The sequence below is a fragment of the Paenibacillus sp. DMB5 genome, from assembly GCF_001517085.1.
Taxonomy (GTDB): Bacteria; Bacillota; Bacilli; order Paenibacillales; family Paenibacillaceae; genus Paenibacillus_AQ.
In genome coordinates this window covers 26,216-42,571 of the sequence record NZ_LRAC01000141.1, presented here as the reverse complement: position 1 = coordinate 42,571, position 16,356 = coordinate 26,216, and the positions used below count along the sequence as shown (strand labels likewise).

Sequence of the window (16,356 nt, the reverse complement as noted above, 5' to 3'; positions counted from 1 at the left end):
GAGTATTTTGGCCATGGATAGATGCGCTCTTTTTTCGAAGATTTCGATAAGGGCTTTTCTTTATTTATGGTCGAATCCTTGTGTTATGGTTCCATTATACGGTTCCAAACAAGGGTTCGCAATCAATTTTTAAGTGAGTAGACATGAGGGGTGAGTAAAGTTGGCAGGACATCTTGTTCAGTATGGTCGACGCACTCGGCGGAGCTATGCGAGAATTAACGAGGTACTCGAGGTCCCGAACCTGATCGAGATCCAACAAAAATCTTACGATTGGTTTTTGGAGGAAGGATTGCGGGAAATGTTCCAGGACATCTCGCCGATCCAGGATTTCACGGGTAATTTGGTGCTTGAGTTCATTGATTACAGCCTGGGTGAACCGAAATATACGGTTGACGACGCTAAAGAGCGGGACGTAACATATGCGGCTCCTCTGCGGGTTAAGGTACGGCTCATTAATAAGGAGACCGGTGAGGTCAAAGAGCAGGAAGTGTTCATGGGAGATTTCCCGCTGATGACGGAGACCGGCACTTTTATTATCAATGGTGCGGAACGGGTTATTGTCAGCCAGTTGGTTCGCTCTCCTAGCGTCTATTTCAGCACAAAAGTGGATAAGAACGGCAAAAAAACCTACACCGCCACAGTAATTCCTAACCGCGGGGCCTGGCTGGAGCTTGAAACGGATGCAAAGGACATCATGTATGTCCGGATCGACCGTACACGTAAAATCCCGGTTACTGTGCTTCTGCGTGCTCTTGGTTTCGGCAGCGATGCCGAGATTCTGGAACTGCTTGGTAATGATGAATATATTCGCAATACGCTGGATAAAGACAACACGGACTCCACGGAAAAAGCGCTTATCGAAATTTATGAGCGTCTGCGTCCGGGCGAACCTCCGACACTTGACAATGCCAAGAGCCTTTTGGTCGCACGTTTCTTTGATCCTAAGCGCTATGATCTGGCCAATGTCGGCCGCTACAAAATCAACAAAAAGCTGCACATCAAGAACCGTCTGTTCAATCAGCGTCTGGCTCAGCCGCTCGTTGATGAATCGACCGGGGAGATCCTGGCAGAATCCGGCCAGATGGTTGACCGCCGCCTGCTTGATGAGCTGATTCCTTATTTCGAAAAGAACATGGCTGCCAAAAACTACCGCGTAACCGGCGGGGTTCTGGACAGCGAAGATATCCCGCTGCAGACAATTGACGTCTTTTCGCCAATTGAAGAAGGCCGGGTTATCAAGCTGATTGCCAACGGCAACATCGACAAGTCGGTCAAGCATATTACCCAGGCTGATATTATCTCCTCAATCAGCTACTTTATTAATCTGCTGCATGGTATCGGTAATACGGACGATATCGACCACTTGGGTAACCGCCGTTTGCGTTCTGTTGGTGAACTCCTGCAGAACCAGTTCCGTATCGGTCTGTCCCGTATGGAACGCGTAGTGCGCGAGAGAATGTCGATTCAGGATGCAAATGCGATTACACCGCAGGCTCTGATCAACATCCGTCCTGTGATTGCGTCCATTAAAGAGTTCTTTGGAAGCTCGCAGCTGTCCCAGTTTATGGACCAGACGAACCCGCTTGCCGAGCTTACGCACAAGCGCCGTCTGTCGGCACTCGGACCCGGCGGTCTGACACGTGAACGCGCAGGCTTTGAAGTCCGCGACGTTCATCACAGTCACTACGGCCGTATGTGTCCAATCGAAACACCGGAAGGCCCGAATATCGGTCTGATCAACTCCTTGTCGACCTTTGCCCGCATCAATGAGTATGGCTTCATTGAAGCTCCGTACCGTTGGGTGGATCCTAAGACAGGTAAGGTTACCGAACAGATTGATTATCTGACTGCCGATGAAGAGGATAACTATGTAGTCGCTCAGGCGAACGTACAGATCGAGGAAGACGGTACGTTCAAGGAAGATATGGTTATCGTCCGTTACAACAAAGACTCCGACAACATTACTACAATGCCTAGTAATCGCGTTGACTACATGGACGTTTCGCCAAAACAGGTTGTATCGGTCGCTACGGCGCTCATTCCGTTCCTTGAGAACGATGACTCCAACCGCGCACTGATGGGATCGAACATGCAGCGTCAGGCCGTTCCGCTTCTGATTCCGAAGGCGCCGCTTGTCGGCACAGGGATGGAGCATAAATCCGCTAAGGATTCCGGCGTATGTATTGTTTCCAAGTATGACGGTATTATCGAACGCTCCTCGGCCAACGAAATTTGGCTGCGCCGCGTAGAGGCTGTCGACGGCAAGGAAGTTAAAGGCGATATCGTTAAATATAAATTACACAAATTTATGCGTTCGAACCAAGGTACCTGTATTAACCAGCGTCCTCTTGCCAAAAGAGGGGACATTGTTAAGAAGGGTGATATCCTGGCAGACGGTCCTTCCACTGAAATGGGCGAATTGGCCCTGGGCCGCAACGTAGTTGTTGCGTTCATGACATGGGAAGGTTACAACTACGAGGATGCGATCCTGCTGAGTGAAAAACTGGTTAAGGAAGATGTATACACTTCGATCCACATCGAGGAATACGAATCCGAAGCCCGTGACACGAAGCTGGGACCTGAAGAAATTACCCGCGATATTCCTAATGTGGGTGAAGAGGCTCTGCGCAATCTTGACGAGCGCGGCATTATCCGCATCGGTGCCGAAATCAACGCCGGCGACATTCTCGTTGGTAAAGTTACTCCTAAGGGCGTAACGGAACTGACTGCAGAAGAGCGCCTGCTGCATGCGATCTTCGGTGAGAAAGCGCGTGAAGTGCGTGACACCTCGCTGCGCGTTCCTCACGGTAGTGACGGTATTATCGTTGACGTTAAAGTCTTCACCCGCGAGAACGGCGATGAGCTGCCTCCTGGCGTGAATCAGCTGGTCCGCGTCTACATCGCCCAGAAACGTAAGATTTCTGAGGGTGACAAGATGGCGGGACGTCATGGTAACAAGGGTGTCGTTGCTCGTATCCTGCCTGAAGAGGATATGCCGTTCCTTCCGGACGGTACACCTGTACAGGTAGTACTGAACCCTCTGGGCGTACCTTCCCGTATGAACATCGGTCAGGTACTGGAAGTTCATATCGGTATGGCTGCGCTGCAGCTCGGTATTCACATTGCTACGCCGGTATTCGACGGAGCCCGTGAAAACGACGTCTTCGATACTATGGAAGAAGCAGGCATGCAGCGCAACGGTAAGACAGTGCTTTATGACGGACGTACAGGCGAGCGCTTCGAGCGCGAAGTTACTGTCGGTGTCATGCACATGATCAAGCTGGCGCACATGGTTGATGATAAGATTCATGCCCGTTCCACCGGTCCTTACTCCCTCGTAACGCAGCAGCCGCTCGGCGGTAAGGCGCAGTTCGGCGGACAGCGCTTCGGGGAAATGGAAGTATGGGCGCTTGAAGCCTACGGTGCCGCATATACACTGCAAGAGATTTTGACCGTGAAATCCGATGACGTGGTCGGCCGTGTGAAAACATACGAATCCATCGTCAAAGGCGAGAATGTGCCGGAACCGGGTGTTCCGGAATCGTTCAAGGTACTCATCAAGGAGCTGCAGTCGCTTGGTATGGACGTAAAAATCCTCAGCGGCGACGAGCAGGAAATCGAGATGAAGGAACTGGATGATGAAGACGAGACGTCAGGCGACAAGCTGAGCCTCAATCTTGAGGGTGCAGAAGTCGGCATCGATTAAGCTGTAGCAGGATAATAATTTCATCTAAAAGGACCGTGCCCTCTTTTGATTTCACCGTCAAGGGAGGGCCTCCGGTACTAAATCAGGATATAGGTTAAGGAGGGTTGCTCCTTGTTGGACGTTAACAATTTTGAATTTATGAAAATCGGGCTTGCTTCTCCGGAAAAAATTCGTTCTTGGTCCCGCGGAGAAGTAAAAAAACCGGAAACCATTAACTACCGTACGCTGAAACCGGAAAAAGAAGGTTTGTTCTGCGAACGTATCTTTGGACCGCAAAAGGACTGGGAATGTCACTGTGGTAAATACAAACGCGTCCGTTATAAGGGCGTTGTCTGCGACCGCTGCGGCGTTGAAGTTACCCGCGCCAAAGTCCGCCGCGAACGTATGGGCCATATCGAGCTGGCAGCTCCGGTATCTCATATCTGGTATTTCAAAGGTATTCCAAGCCGTATGGGTCTGGCTCTGGATATGTCCCCGAGATCGCTTGAAGAGATCATCTATTTCGCATCTTATGTTGTAACAGATCCAGGTGAAACACCGCTGGAGAAGAAGCAGCTCCTGTCCGAAAAAGAATACCGCAGCTATCGTGAAAAATACGGCTACGGATTCCAGGCAGGCATGGGTGCTGAAGCAGTCAAAAAACTGCTCCAGGATATCGACATCGAGAAGGAATTGGAATTCCTCAAGGAAGAGCTGCGCACTGCTCAGGGCCAGCGCCGTAACCGGGCGATCAAACGCCTTGAAGTTATTGAAGCCTTCCGTAACTCCGGCAACAAACCTGACTGGATGATCATGGATGTACTCCCGGTAATTCCGCCGGAGCTTCGTCCGATGGTTCAGCTGGATGGCGGCCGTTTTGCTACGTCTGACCTTAATGACCTGTACCGCCGTGTAATCAACCGTAATAACCGTCTTAAGAGACTGCTGGATCTGGGTGCTCCTGACATCATCGTGCAGAACGAAAAACGTATGCTTCAGGAAGCTGTCGACGCTCTGATCGACAACGGCCGCCGCGGCCGTCCTGTAACAGGGCCTGGTAACCGTCCGCTCAAATCCCTCAGCCATATGCTGAAGGGTAAACAGGGACGTTTCCGCCAGAACTTGCTCGGTAAACGTGTTGACTACTCCGGACGTTCCGTTATCGTTGTAGGACCATATCTGAAGATGTACCAATGCGGTCTTCCTAAGAAAATGGCTCTGGAACTCTTCAAGCCGTTTGTTATGAAAGAACTGGTTAACAAAGGCCTTGCCCACAACATCAAGAGTGCGAAGCGCAAAGTAGAGCGTGTTAGCCCTGAAGTATGGGATGTTCTTGAAGAAGTAATCAGAGAGCACCCGGTTCTGCTGAACCGTGCCCCTACGCTGCACAGACTGGGTATCCAGGCATTTGAACCGATCCTGGTTGAAGGTCATGCGATCCGTCTCCACCCGCTCGTATGTACAGCTTACAACGCCGACTTTGACGGTGACCAGATGGCGGTACACGTTCCACTGTCTGCTGAAGCTCAAGCAGAAGCACGTCTCCTGATGCTGGCATCCGGCAACATCCTTAACCCTAAGGACGGTAAGCCGGTTGTTACCCCTTCCCAGGATATGGTCCTCGGTACATTCTACCTGACCATGGACAACAAGGAAGAGAAGGGCACAGGTATGATCCTGCGTAATGTGAATGAGGCTGTATCAGCTTACCAGCGCGGAACTGCAGGACTGCATGCGCGTGTAGCTATTCCGGTTAAAGCCCTGGGTAAAACCAGCTTTACGGATGAGCAGCAGGGTGCAATGCTGATCACAACGATCGGTAAAATTATCTTTAACGAAATCTATCCAAGCAGCTTCCCGTATATCAACGAAGCTACCAAAGCGAACCTGCTTCAGGGTACTCCTGAGAAATACTTTATCTACGAAAAAGGTGCCGATATCCGCGAGCGCATTATGAATGCTGCGGACGCCAGTGCTGTAGGTAAGGAATATCTCGGTCTGATTATCGCCCGCTGCTTCGAGACTTACCATACAACCAAAACTTCTGTAATTCTGGATAAAATCAAACAGCTTGGCTTCACGTATTCTACACGTTCCGGTGTAACAGTTGCCGTATCCGACGTAGTAGTACCTGAAGAAAAGACTAAGATTCTGGAAGAATCCGATGCTAAGGTCAACGTGGTTGCTAACCAGTACCGCCGTGGTCTGATCACCAACGATGAGCGTTATGACCGTGTTATTGAAATCTGGTCGAAGACGAAGGATGAGCTTACTAACATCCTGCTGAAATCGATGGACCGCTTTAACTCCATCATGCTCATGGTAGATTCCAAGGCGCGCGGTAACAAATCGCAGATCACCCAGCTGGCGGTATGCGTGGTCTGATGGCGACACCTTCCGGACGTATCTTCGAATTGCCGATCAAGGCGAATTTCCGTGAAGGTCTGACCGTCCTCGAGTACTTCATCTCGACGCACGGAGCGCGTAAAGGTCTGGCCGATACAGCGCTGCGTACAGCCGATTCCGGTTACCTGACCCGTCGTCTCGTAGACGTAGCGCAGGACGTTATCGTCCGCGAAGAAGATTGCGGTACGGATAAAGGCTTCACTGTAAGCCGTATCCAGGATGGTAAAGAAGTTATCGAGGATCTGTATGACCGTATTGAAGGCCGTTACTCCTTCGAAACAGTCCGTCATCCGGAAACGAAGGAAATCATCGTTCACCGTAACGATCTGATTGATTCCGACAAGGCTGAAGAGATTGTTAACGCTGGTGTAACCAAGCTGCAAATCCGCTCTGTTCTGAGCTGCCGTGCCCGTCACGGGGTCTGCAAAAAATGCTACGGACGCAACCTGGCCACAGGTAAGTTCGTGGAAATCGGGGAAGCTGTCGGCATTATTGCCGCACAATCCATCGGTGAGCCGGGAACCCAGCTTACCATGCGTACGTTCCATACCGGGGGGGTTGCCGGTGATGACATCACGCAAGGTTTGCCGCGTATCCAGGAGTTGTTCGAAGCGCGTAACCCTAAAGGTCAGGCAACAATCAGTGAGATTGACGGGGTAATCAAGGAAATCCGTGAAACCAAGGACCGCCGCGAAATCGAGGTTCAAGGGGAAGCTGAATCCAAGACCTACTCTATCACTTACGGTTCACGTCTGCGTGTCAGCGAAGGCCAGGAGATTGAAGCCGGGGATGAGCTGACAGACGGTTCGATCGACCCTAAGGAAATGCTGCGCATCAAGGGTATCCGCGGGGTTCAGAACTACATTCTGCAGGAAGTACAGCGCGTATACCGTAACCAGGGTGTAGAAATTAACGATAAGCACATCGAAGTTATGATCAAGCAGATGCTGCGCAAGATCCGTATTATCGATGCTGGAGATACTAATCTTCTGCCTGGCGCATTTGCGGATATTCAGGAATTCGAAGCAGCTAACAAGGAAGCTATTCTTTCAGGCAAGGAGCCTGCAGTTGCCAAGCCGGTACTGCTCGGTATTACCAAGGCTTCCCTGGAGACAGATTCCTTCCTGTCTGCAGCGTCCTTCCAGGAGACTACCCGCGTCCTTACAGACGCAGCTATTAAGGGTAAAGTCGACAAACTGCTTGGACTTAAAGAAAATGTTATCATTGGTAAGCTGATCCCTGCGGGAACCGGTATGAACCGGTACCGTAATGTGAAGCTGAGCGATCCGAATGAAGAGAGTGAGCAAGAGGCTCTAGAAACGGTTACGGCCGAGTAGTATATTAATTATGGCAGACAGATTCCGCGCCGCGGGGGCAGTACCTCGCGGCGCGGCTGACTGCTGTAAATATAAAAATATTTATTTCTCAATTGCTTGACATCATCTTCTGATAATGCTAATATGTCTAAGGTGCGTGAGTGGCCTTGTTATTCTTGTTCATTGGAGGTAATGTTTATTATGACTGATGATAGAGGATTACAAGATGCTCAGGTCAAGATCGGTACCAAGCAAACCGTCAAGGCGGTTGAATTGGGCCAGGCCGCAGAAGTCTATGTGGCAGAGGACGGAGATCAACGGCTTACTTCCAGAATTGTTATGCTTTGTAACAAACAAGGTGTGAAGATCACATATGTGGACACAATGCTGAATTTGGGCAAAGCCTGTGGTATAGAAGTTGGTGCTGCTATGGCAGCCGTCTTAAAACAATAGCATTAGATCTGTTTTTGTACCGGGGGTACACTTCGGCGGCAAAAACTTTTCATTTGTCTTTTTATGAACCACCTGGGTCTGTGGACTTAAAGTTCATGAAACGATTATTATTTCAGGAAGGGGGTGGCACAACAAATGCCAACTATTAATCAACTGGTTCGTAAAGGCCGTCAAGCCAAAATCGAGAAATCCAAATCTCCCGCTCTTCAAAAAGGTTTCAACGCCCTGAAGCGTGAGGCTACAAATTTGAGCGCCCCGCAAAAACGCGGTGTGTGCACTCGTGTAGGCACAATGACTCCGAAGAAACCGAACTCCGCGCTTCGTAAATACGCTCGTGTGCGTTTGACGAACAAGGTCGAGGTTACTGCTTACATCCCGGGTATCGGACACAACCTGCAAGAGCACAGCGTGGTACTGATCCGCGGTGGACGCGTAAAAGACCTTCCAGGGGTACGTTACCATATCGTTCGCGGCGCGCTGGATACAGCAGGCGTGAACAACCGGATGCAGGCTCGCTCCAAGTACGGTGCGAAACGTCCTAAAGTCAAGAAATAAGGTTAAACTAAATTCCGTAATAACCATTTAAGAAAGGGGGATATCCATGCCACGCAAAGGTCCAGTTACTAAGAGAGACGTACTTCCGGATCCATTGTATAATAGCAAGTTGGTTACTCGTTTGATCAACCGCATTATGCTGGATGGTAAAAGAGGTGTCGCTCAAAGCATTCTGTACAACTCGTTCAAGCTTATTCAAGAACGTACAGGTAAAGAACCGATGGAAGTTTTCGAAGCAGCCATCAAGAATATCATGCCGGTCTTGGAAGTAAAAGCTCGTCGTGTCGGTGGTGCTAACTACCAGGTACCTATCGAGGTTAAGCCTGAGAGACGTACTGCTTTGGGATTACGTTGGCTCGTAAACTACTCACGCAACCGCGGTGAGAAGACTATGGAAGAGCGTTTGGCGGCTGAGATCATCGACGCTTCCAACAACACAGGCGCTTCCGTTAAGAAACGCGAAGATACACACAAAATGGCTGAAGCGAACAAAGCGTTTGCTCACTACCGCTGGTAGGATTAAGGCTGTTCAAATAATCGATATTTTGAAGGGAGACCCAATTCATGGCAAGAGAGTTCTCCTTAAAAAATACACGTAATATCGGGATCATGGCGCATATTGATGCTGGTAAGACTACTACCACTGAGCGGATTCTTTTCTATACAGGCCGTACGCACAAAATCGGTGAAGTTCACGAGGGTGCTGCTACAATGGACTGGATGGAGCAAGAACAAGAGCGCGGAATCACTATTACTTCCGCTGCTACAACCGCTGCTTGGAAAGGTCACCGCATCAATATCATCGATACCCCGGGACACGTTGACTTCACTGTTGAAGTTGAACGTTCCCTTCGTGTATTGGATGGGGCAGTAGGCGTTTTCAGTGCGAAAGAGGGCGTTGAGCCTCAGTCTGAAACTGTTTGGAGACAGGCTGACCGTTACGGCGTTCCCCGGATTGCTTATGTAAATAAGATGGATATCATTGGTGCGGATTTCCTTAACGTTGTTAAGGATATGCGTGAGCGTCTGCAGGCAAATGCAGTTGCAATTCAGCTGCCAATCGGCGCAGAAGCTGATTTCACTGGTATCATTGACCTGGTTGAGCAAAAAGCTCACATGTTCAAAGATGACCTGGGACAAAACATCGAAGTTACTGACATTCCGGAAGAATTCCTGGGCCAAGTTGAGGAACTGCGTCTCGAGCTGATCGAGAAGGTAGCTGAACTCGACGAAGACCTGACTATGAAGTACCTGGAAGGCGAAGAGATTACTGTTGAAGAGATCAAAGCTGCTCTGCGCAAAGGCGTTGTAGAAGTTAAGATCTTCCCTGTAATCGTTGGATCCTCCTACCGCAACAAAGGGGTTCAGCTGATGCTGGACGCAGTTGTTGATTACCTGCCGGCACCAGTTGATGTACCTGCGATCCAAGGTCACTTGGAAGACGGTACAGAAGCGGTTCGTCACTCTTCTGATGAAGAACCATTCTCTGCACTGGCATTTAAAATCATGACTGACCCTTATGTTGGTAAACTCACGTTCTTCCGTGTATACTCCGGTATCCTGGAATCCGGTTCTTACGTAGTTAACGCTACTAAGGGCAAACGTGAGCGTATCGGCCGTATCCTGCAGATGCATGCGAACAGCCGTCAAGAAATCTCCGTCGTTTACGCCGGTGATATCGCGGCAGCTGTTGGTCTGAAGGACACAAGTACTGGCGATACCCTTTGCGACGAGAAACACCCGGTTATCCTGGAATCAATGAACTTCCCTGATCCGGTTATCGAAATCGCAGTTGAACCAAAAACCAAAGCCGACCAAGATAAAATGGGCGTTGCTCTCGGTAAGCTGACAGAAGAGGATCCTACTCTTCGTGCGCATACTGATGAAGAAACTGGCCAAACGATCCTGGCAGGTATGGGTGAGCTTCACCTTGACATTATCATCGACCGTATGCGCCGCGAGTTCAAAGTAGAAACCAACGTGGGTAAACCACAGGTTGCTTACCGCGAAACATTCAAGGCTCCAGCACGCGTCGAAGGTAAATTCGTTCGCCAATCCGGCGGTCGCGGTCAGTACGGTCACGTATGGGTTGAATTCGAACCTCTCGAGCCAGGTACTGGCAGCCAGTTCGAAAGTAAAGTTGTCGGTGGTTCTGTACCAAGAGAATACATCGCTCCTGCACTTGCCGGTATTGAAGAGCAAATGAAAAACGGCGTTCTTGCAGGCTTCCCGCTTGTAGACGTTAAAGCAACCATCGTTGATGGTTCTTACCATGATGTTGACTCCAACGAAATGGCGTTCAAAATCGCCGGCTCGATGGCACTCAAAGCAGCTAAAGACAAGTGTAAGCCTGTCCTGCTTGAGCCAATCATGAAAGTGGAAGTAACTGTTCCTGAGGAATATATGGGCGATGTTATGGGTATGCTGAATTCCCGTCGCGGTAGAATCGAAGGTATGGATTCCCGTGGTGGCGCGCAGATTATTCGTGCCAAGGTGCCTCTTTCCGAAATGTTCGGATACTCCACAACTCTCCGTTCCGGTACTCAAGGACGCGGCGTATTCTCAATGGAACTTTCGCACTATGAAGAAGTGCCTAAGACTATTGCAGAAGAAATCGTATCCAAGAACAAGGGCGCTGAGTAATTACGTTTTTAACTTGCCGTCCGCTGCTATCCCAGTCATCTAAGAATTGCTTATAAACGGGCGGCTCAAATATAAGGAACCCCACATTAAAGGAGGAACTGTTCAAATGGCAAAGGCAAAGTTTGAACGTAACAAACCGCACGTTAACATCGGTACTATCGGTCACGTCGACCATGGTAAAACGACTCTGACTGCTGCAATCACAACTGTATTGTCCAAAAAATACGGCGGTGCTGCTGTAGCATTCGACCAAATCGATAAAGCTCCAGAAGAGCGCGAACGTGGTATCACTATCTCCACAGCTCACGTTGAATATGAAACTCCTAACCGTCACTACGCACACGTAGACTGCCCTGGACACGCCGACTATGTTAAAAACATGATCACTGGCGCAGCGCAGATGGACGGAGCGATCCTGGTTGTATCCGCAGCTGACGGCCCAATGCCACAGACTCGCGAGCACATCCTGCTCTCCCGTCAGGTAGGCGTTCCTTACATCGTTGTATTCCTGAACAAATGCGACATGGTTGAAGACGAAGAGTTGCTTGAACTGGTTGAAATGGAAGTTCGCGATCTGCTGAGCGAATACGACTTCCCAGGCGATGACACTCCAATCGTTCGTGGTTCCGCTCGTGAAGCGCTGCAGAACCCAGACGGCGAATGGGCTGGTAAGATCGTTGAAATGTTCGAAACTATCGACACTTACATCCCACTGCCTGAGCGTCAAACTGACAAGCCTTTCTTGATGCCAGTCGAAGACGTATTCTCCATCACTGGCCGCGGTACTGTGGCAACTGGTCGCGTAGAACGCGGAACAGTTAAAGTTGGGGAAGAAGTTGAAATCGTGGGTATCCACGAAGAGAAGAAAAAATCCGTTGTTACCGGCGTTGAAATGTTCCGTAAATTGCTCGATTCCGCTCAAGCGGGCGACAACATCGGCGCACTGCTTCGCGGTGTAGACCGTAACAACATCGAGCGCGGACAAGTATTGGCTAAGCCAAACTCCGTTAACCCGCACACTGAGTTCACTGCTCAGATTTACGTTCTGACTAAAGAAGAAGGCGGACGTCACAAACCATTCTTCACTGGTTACCGTCCACAGTTCTACTTCCGTACAACTGACGTAACAGGTATCATCAACCTGCCAGAAGGTACTGAAATGGTTATGCCTGGTGATAACATCACTGTAACCGTACAACTGATCTCCCCAATCGCGATTGAAGAAGGTACTAAATTCTCCATTCGTGAAGGCGGACGTACAGTTGGTGCAGGTTCCGTAGCATCCATCCAGAAATAATTTCGCTCTATCCGTTAGGATAGAACGTATATAAGAGCAGGAGTTCTTCTTCGGAAGAGCTCCTGCTTTTTTATACATCAAAAAACTCTATCCAGTGAGGATATCCCCTGTGGATAGAGTTTTCAGATGAATAATAATTAGATTTCTTTTGCATAGGCAGGTCCCGGCAGTTTGGATAATACGACATGCAGACTGGCCGGAGTGCTGCCGCTGTTGCGGTAAGCAAAAACCTCATCATCCGCAATGTGGATAATTTCACCTTCAGAAAATTCCTGATCAGCCTCATTTACAGTAATCGTTCCGCTTCCCTGAAGGGCATAAATATACACATCAGCCCCAGGATGCGTATGTGCCGGAAGCTTCTGGCCCGGCATGAAGTTAAGCACGAATACTACGCTGTCCCCCTTTTGGAACAGTACTTTCTTAGTGAAACGCTCCTCCAAATGTTGAATAGCATCTTGAATATTTTTCTTTTCCATGTTGATCTCTCGCTTTCCTTTAGTTTTCCCCTGAAGGTTATAGTTTTACTTCATACTCGCAATACTCATGACCGGTAGCGTTGCATTTAATTTCTCTGACACTAACCCTGCGTCCCAGCAGTTTGCTCAAGGCTCCCTCCAGAATAGCACCTTCCAGATCACAAATCATTTTCTCTTCTTCCAGTGTCGGCAAACCTTTGCAGAAACAATCCTCTACAGCAATATTCAACCTGTGTTGATCTGAGTAAACAATGCGCGGAATACCAATTTTCAGCTCTTCAAAAAGAGCGAGGAGCTCCTCCACACTAGTGACGGGAAGACTTTCACCGATTTTTCTTCCTACAGTAAGGGTTGTGCCTTTACCACCCAAAGGCAAACCCTGATTCATGCCAATTAATCTGATTGTGCGAAACAGCTCCAGCGGCACCATGTTACCAAGCCTGGCTCTATCCATCTTTTGCATATCCTCAAAAGTATACTGCTGCATTGATGTCCATCTCCTCTATAATCTCTCTGTCTCTATTGTGAAGGAAAGGAAGCCGGCAATCCTTGATTCAGATCAAGTTTTTCTAAAATATTGTGCGCGGGGTCACCGGAAAGTGAGCAGAATCCTGCTATGTTGGCTTCAGGTGATTAGGAAGGAACGATGGGAAATGAATTGTAATACATGCAATAAGAATTCTTGTGTCCGTCAGGTGCCGGTATTTCTGGCTTTGCCGGATCATGAGCTGCACAAGGTGGAATCTATCATAGAATCTAGATTTTACGGAAAAGGCAGCCTGGTATTCAGGGAGGGTGAGCAGTCGGATTCCCTGTTTGTTGTAAACAACGGTTTAATCAAACTGACCCAGACCAGTAAAGAGGGAAAACAGCACATCCTCCGCTTTCTTTTTCCGGGGGATTACTTTGGGCAGTTCGCCCTGCTTCACAACAAGCATCATTATGCCACAGCCGAGGTGGTGGAGAGCGGATCCATTTGCCGGATGCGGCGTGAGGATTTTATGCCGCTGTTAGCGAGTAACGCCGGGCTTGCCTTCAGCTTTCTGATGTCAGTAAGTGAGCAGTTGCAGCAGGCAGACGAACTTGCGGGAGCACTGCATATTTTTGAAGCGGAGAAAAGACTGGCGAGGCTGCTTCTTCATCTCTACTCGAGACAGTCACTGCTGAGCGGCGGGGAGGCGGAGTATAGCCTTCATCTGCCGGCTGCGAAAAAAGAGTTCGCAGCAATGATCGGGACAACGCCGGAAACGCTCAGCCGCAAGCTGAACAAGCTGGAGCAAATGAAGATCATCCGGATGAGTAATAGGAAAGTAACTATATTGGATATGCTGTCACTGTCCCAGATTGCTGAAATCACGGTGTAGAACAAGTGTTCTTATAAAGACCTTTCTATAACCCGAAGGGGATATAGAATGGATATTATCCTTCTTTTCGACATGAAATGACATCAAACTACGTAAAACAGCGTATTATACAACATTTTTCTACAAAATATTACTTAAAATTCTTTACAACCCTCTCTCAGGTAGGTTAGAATATTGCTATATTTGCAATGCTAATATTTAGAAATTCAGGGAGAGTGGAAGTATGGGGAAGTGTCCTTTTTCTTTTATGCATGGCATCCAATTACGTAAGACTAATGAGGTTTCTCCCGACACGCCCCACACAGACAGCGAGCCTTTTGCACCCATTGCCACAGCAGCTTTTCACACCCTTAGCGGACATGATGAGTTGAATGAACAGATGCGGATGATTGACCTCACAGAGGAGGATCTAAGTCTGCTCCGCCTGATGAAGCCTACAGTAGAACGTGAAATAGACTATATCACCGATCAGTTCTACAATACTGTTCTCGGTGTTAACAAGCTGGAAGCCATCATTCTGGAGCATAGCAGTATCGAACGCCTCAAAAGAACGCTGAAAGAGCATATTATTGAGATTTTTGACGGTAACGTGGATGAACAATACATAGCCAAGCGGCTGACGATTGCTAAAATTCATAAAAGGGTGGGACTGGAGCCTAAGTGGTATCTATCCGCCTTCCAGAATCTTCAGAATGTTTTTATTACGGTAATCTATGGTGAAACTCTTAAAGATAACGAACGGTTAAAGGTTGTACAGACCCTGACCAAGCTTCTGAATCTGGAGCAGCAGCTGGTGCTGGAAGCTTATGAGAGGGAGAATATCAGAGAGAAGGAAGAACAGTACCTGGTCGTCAAAAATGAACTGAAGCAGAAAATCGCTGAGTTCAGCGGTGAGCTGGTAGATCTGAGTATGGACACTAATGCGGCTGTAGAGCAGCTGGTGGCCAGCAGCAACGAGGTGAACAATACCTTCCGGCGCACTGCTTCCACCGCTGTAGAGTCACGGGAGATGGCTAAGGATGGACAGGACCAGCTCGGCAGCCTTAGCGGACAGATTAACCTGATTTACGAGAGTACTAATGAGATGGAGCGCTCGGTTAATGAGCTCAGCAGCTCTTCCCAGCAGATTCAGCGGATTGTGGCCGCTGTACAGGATATTGCCGATCAGACCAAAATCCTGTCTCTCAATGCTACAATAGAAGCTGCGCGTGCTGGAGAGCACGGGAAGGGCTTCAGTGTCGTTGCCAGTGAGGTCAGCCGGCTCGCTGAGGATACGAAGAGTACGGTTATAAGGATCGGTGACTTAACCCACAAATCGGTTGCGTTGACGAATCAGGTGGTCAATGAGATCCGCAAGGTGCAGGAGCTGACAAAGAGCGGCAAAGAGCAGTCAGTAGAGACGAGCAGGCTGTTCAGTGAAATCGTAGATTCTATGCAATCCAGTACACAGGAGATCGTAGTTGTGGAGGAAGAGATCAGAGTGCTCATTCAGACTATAGAAGGAATCGGTGCTACAACAGCACAAAGTGCGGCTTCAGCAGAGTATTTTAGATCAGCTACAGATAATCTTTAATCCTGGAGTACTATTTATATAGAAGAAAACAGTTTATGAAAAAACATGAGCTGTTTTTTTATTTTCGCTTGCAAAGTAGGCGCCTATTATATATAATAATAAATGTTGTTCTGAGACGTTGCGATGATGTGAGAGGTTACTGACACACCCGGCCCCTTTGCCATGAGGTCGACGTCAGAAAATTTTCACGGAGTATGTCCGATAATAAATTGGGCGATAGAAGGAGGGACTAAAATGGCAAAGCAAAAAATTCGTATCCGCTTGAAAGCATACGACCACAGAATTCTTGATCAATCCGCAGAGAAAATCGTTGAAACAGCAAAACGTTCGGGTGCTGGTGTATCCGGGCCGATCCCGCTGCCAACTGAGAAGCAAATCATTACTATTCTCCGTGCGGTACACAAGTACAAGGATTCCCGTGAACAGTTTGAACAACGGACTCACAAGCGTCTGATCGACATTGTGAACCCGACACCACAGACTGTGGATGCCTTGATGCGCTTGGACCTGCCGTCCGGTGTAGATATCGAAATCAAATTGTAATTCTACCACTTTAGTAACTAGGAAAAGAAAAGAGGTGTCAAC

General features: G+C 48.8%; 11 protein-coding genes and 1 pseudogene. 10 read left to right on the top strand and 2 right to left on the bottom strand.

Features of this window, described 5'->3' with window-relative positions:
* Positions 1-160 precede the first annotated feature (160 nt).
* From rpoB to tuf, 7 genes and pseudogenes are all read left to right on the top strand, one after another.
* Positions 161-3,706 (top strand): DNA-directed RNA polymerase subunit beta, encoded by a 3,546-nt coding sequence (gene rpoB, locus AWJ19_RS23990; protein WP_068727686.1) that lies wholly within the window; start codon positions 161-163, stop codon positions 3,704-3,706.
* Between the two features lie 111 nt (positions 3,707-3,817).
* A pseudogene (rpoC, locus tag AWJ19_RS23985) lies at positions 3,818-7,428 on the top strand (DNA-directed RNA polymerase subunit beta').
* A 180-nt stretch (positions 7,429-7,608) separates the two neighbouring features.
* Entirely contained in the window at positions 7,609-7,860 is a 252-nt protein-coding gene (locus tag AWJ19_RS23980; protein WP_042131229.1) for a ribosomal L7Ae/L30e/S12e/Gadd45 family protein, read from the top strand.
* A gap of 135 nt (positions 7,861-7,995) precedes the next feature.
* Positions 7,996-8,415 (top strand): 30S ribosomal protein S12, encoded by a 420-nt coding sequence (rpsL, locus tag AWJ19_RS23975; RefSeq protein WP_068727684.1) that lies wholly within the window; start codon positions 7,996-7,998, stop codon positions 8,413-8,415.
* Between the two features lie 46 nt (positions 8,416-8,461).
* The gene (gene rpsG, locus AWJ19_RS23970; protein ID WP_019908219.1) at positions 8,462-8,932 is read left to right on the top strand and encodes a 30S ribosomal protein S7; all 471 of its coding nucleotides are present in this window, start codon (positions 8,462-8,464) and stop codon (positions 8,930-8,932) included.
* A 47-nt stretch (positions 8,933-8,979) separates the two neighbouring features.
* Positions 8,980-11,058, top strand: coding sequence for an elongation factor G (gene fusA / locus AWJ19_RS23965; RefSeq protein WP_068727682.1), 2,079 nt, complete (start codon positions 8,980-8,982; stop codon positions 11,056-11,058).
* 106 nt (positions 11,059-11,164) lie between these two features.
* Positions 11,165-12,355, top strand: a complete 1,191-nt coding sequence (tuf, locus tag AWJ19_RS23960; RefSeq protein ID WP_068727680.1) for an elongation factor Tu — start codon at positions 11,165-11,167, stop codon at positions 12,353-12,355.
* A gap of 137 nt (positions 12,356-12,492) precedes the next feature.
* On the opposite strand, the gene AWJ19_RS23955 is transcribed toward tuf, so the two are convergent.
* Both AWJ19_RS23955 and AWJ19_RS23950 read right to left on the bottom strand, forming a co-directional pair.
* Positions 12,493-12,834, bottom strand: a complete 342-nt coding sequence (locus tag AWJ19_RS23955) for a cupin domain-containing protein (protein ID WP_068727678.1) — start codon at positions 12,832-12,834, stop codon at positions 12,493-12,495.
* A 37-nt stretch (positions 12,835-12,871) separates the two neighbouring features.
* Entirely contained in the window at positions 12,872-13,321 is a 450-nt protein-coding gene (locus AWJ19_RS23950; RefSeq protein ID WP_068727676.1) for a 4-vinyl reductase, read from the bottom strand.
* A gap of 166 nt (positions 13,322-13,487) precedes the next feature.
* Here AWJ19_RS23950 and AWJ19_RS23945 point away from each other — a divergent pair, with 166 nt between their 5' ends.
* From AWJ19_RS23945 to rpsJ, 3 genes are all read left to right on the top strand, one after another.
* Entirely contained in the window at positions 13,488-14,198 is a 711-nt protein-coding gene (locus tag AWJ19_RS23945; protein ID WP_068727674.1) for a Crp/Fnr family transcriptional regulator, read from the top strand.
* Between the two features lie 223 nt (positions 14,199-14,421).
* Entirely contained in the window at positions 14,422-15,771 is a 1,350-nt protein-coding gene (locus AWJ19_RS23940; RefSeq protein ID WP_068727670.1) for a globin-coupled sensor protein, read from the top strand.
* A gap of 234 nt (positions 15,772-16,005) precedes the next feature.
* A complete protein-coding gene (gene rpsJ, locus AWJ19_RS23935) occupies positions 16,006-16,314 on the top strand; it encodes a 30S ribosomal protein S10 (RefSeq protein ID WP_017692074.1) in 309 nt (102 codons plus the stop codon).
* Positions 16,315-16,356 lie beyond the last annotated feature (42 nt).

What these genes read in the sequence shown, in the direction of transcription:
- AWJ19_RS23980 (WP_042131229.1), top strand. Translation starts at nt 7,609, where the DNA reads ATGACTGATGATAGAGGATTACAAGATGCTCAGGTCAAGATCGGTACC.
- rpsL (WP_068727684.1), top strand. Translation starts at nt 7,996, where the DNA reads ATGCCAACTATTAATCAACTGGTTCGTAAAGGCCGTCAAGCCAAAATC.
- rpsG (WP_019908219.1), top strand. Translation starts at nt 8,462, where the DNA reads ATGCCACGCAAAGGTCCAGTTACTAAGAGAGACGTACTTCCGGATCCA.
- fusA (WP_068727682.1), top strand. Translation starts at nt 8,980, where the DNA reads ATGGCAAGAGAGTTCTCCTTAAAAAATACACGTAATATCGGGATCATG.
- tuf (WP_068727680.1), top strand. Translation starts at nt 11,165, where the DNA reads ATGGCAAAGGCAAAGTTTGAACGTAACAAACCGCACGTTAACATCGGT.
- AWJ19_RS23955 (WP_068727678.1), bottom strand. Translation starts at nt 12,834, where the DNA reads ATGGAAAAGAAAAATATTCAAGATGCTATTCAACATTTGGAGGAGCGT.
- AWJ19_RS23950 (WP_068727676.1), bottom strand. Translation starts at nt 13,321, where the DNA reads ATGCAGCAGTATACTTTTGAGGATATGCAAAAGATGGATAGAGCCAGG.
- AWJ19_RS23945 (WP_068727674.1), top strand. Translation starts at nt 13,488, where the DNA reads ATGAATTGTAATACATGCAATAAGAATTCTTGTGTCCGTCAGGTGCCG.
- AWJ19_RS23940 (WP_068727670.1), top strand. Translation starts at nt 14,422, where the DNA reads ATGGGGAAGTGTCCTTTTTCTTTTATGCATGGCATCCAATTACGTAAG.
- rpsJ (WP_017692074.1), top strand. Translation starts at nt 16,006, where the DNA reads ATGGCAAAGCAAAAAATTCGTATCCGCTTGAAAGCATACGACCACAGA.